Annotated in this window: 1 protein-coding gene and 1 pseudogene; both read left to right on the forward strand. The window is 37.9% G+C overall.

Annotated elements, in window-relative coordinates; all coding sequences use genetic code 11:
* Positions 1 to 1,417: malectin domain-containing carbohydrate-binding protein (locus AC1DND_RS27195; RefSeq protein ID WP_477585888.1), on the forward strand; the 1,417-nt coding region annotated here is incomplete at its 5' end.
* A gap of 98 nt (positions 1,418 to 1,515) precedes the next feature.
* Positions 1,516 to 1,750: pseudogene (locus AC1DND_RS27200) on the forward strand (sodium:solute symporter); the annotation flags it as partial.

Here is a 1,750-nt window from a genome sequence, read left to right on the forward strand (position 1 = left end):
AGATAAAATCGTGCTGCAGAATTTACCCCAAAGTCCAAATTTTAATGCTTTAATAAATGATAAAAAGTTAACCGTTCCTACACAGGGATATAAATATGTATACCGCGTAAATTGTGGTGGTGGAGATTATATTGATACCAATGGCAATAAATGGTCTGCTGATCGAAATTTAAGTGCTCCTGATAACTTTGGCTCAACCTCTTGGACCGCGGATTTTACTGGTGTTCCAACATTTTTTGCTAGTCAGCGCCGTACTTTTCAACCTATAGACGGGACTAAAGATTGGAAGCTTTTTCAAACTTTTAGATATGGCAGAGATCGGTTAAAATATCATTTTCCGCTTCCAGACGGTGAATACCTGGTTGAACTTTATTTTATAGAGCCTTGGCTGGGTATAGGCGGAGGTTTTGATGCCAAAGCCATGCGTTTATTTGATGTAGCATTTAATGGTAAAACGGTTATTAAAGATTTAGATATCTGGAAGGAAGCAGGAAGTAATACCTTACTAAAGAAAACGATTAAAACGACTGTTAAAGGTGGCTTTTTGGATATTAATTTCCCAGAAGTAAAAGTTGCACAGGCAGTGATTTCTGCCATTGCAATTTCAGGTCTGAACCAAAACATCCAAGCTGCACCATCAAGTAAATCACTCCTGAGCAAAATTAAAAATGCAGCACTATGCGATTGGTTGGATATTGGAGAAGAGCAGTTTAAAGGTGAAAATTCAACTTTTACCGATCTGCCTTCGAATTTATACGGTGCCGAGTGGCTAAAGGCATCACGCGCACAGGAAAGTATCGAATTTACTGCAACTGATACTGTGGATACGTTTGTGGCACTGAATATCAATAGTAGTGTGCCTCAGGGATTCGAAGACACCAAAACTTCACTAACCAATAGTAAGGATGAGATATTCGGTCTTTATCGGAAAAGACTTATTCCGAATGAGCGCATAATTTTTGACAGTAGAATAGCTACCGTTTTTGTATTACCGGTTACCCATTTACAACCCGCTTACGATTTAAAAACCACAACTACTTATAAAGCTACTGATGGTATTTTAGAAGGCAGTGAGGTTGTGAAAGCAATTTTAATGGATAAACAGCGTGTAATTTTTAATGCAGCGAGCCAAGGGAGCTTAACCTGGCAGTTATCAGTTGGCGTTGCCGATACCTATTCCTTAACCCTAAAATACCATAACCCGTCAGAGCAGCTTTTGAAAGGGAAACTCGAGTTTTTATCGGCAGATGGAACATTAATGAAAACAGAAATGGTCGAATTTGCGCCAACTAAAACCGGAAAATGGAACTACCTCAGTACCAATACCGGGAGTATGATTAATGCAGGGACTTATAAACTCAAATTGATTGCTACAGAAACCAAAGGACTGGCAGTTGATGCTTTAGATGTTCAATAAGATAAGATGGTACAATATGTAGCCAAAATCTTATATTAATGTTGATATTTAGACATGCATATTTGTTTTAACCAAATTAATAAACGAGCCAACAAATAATGAAAGGACTTCCTGTAGTCGATCTTGCAATAATCTTCATTTATCTTGTTGGAATGATATTAGTTGGGGTTTATTTTTCGAGGAAAAATAAAAACTCCGAGCAATTTACAAAAGCTTCGGGCCTGATCCCCGGATGGGCGATAGGTTTATCAATTTATGCAACATTTTTAAGTAGCAATACCTTTTTAGGGGTGCCCGGAAAAGCCTTTGGTAGCAATTGGAATGCATTTGTAT

The organism is Pedobacter sp. 01N416, assembly GCF_056399685.1.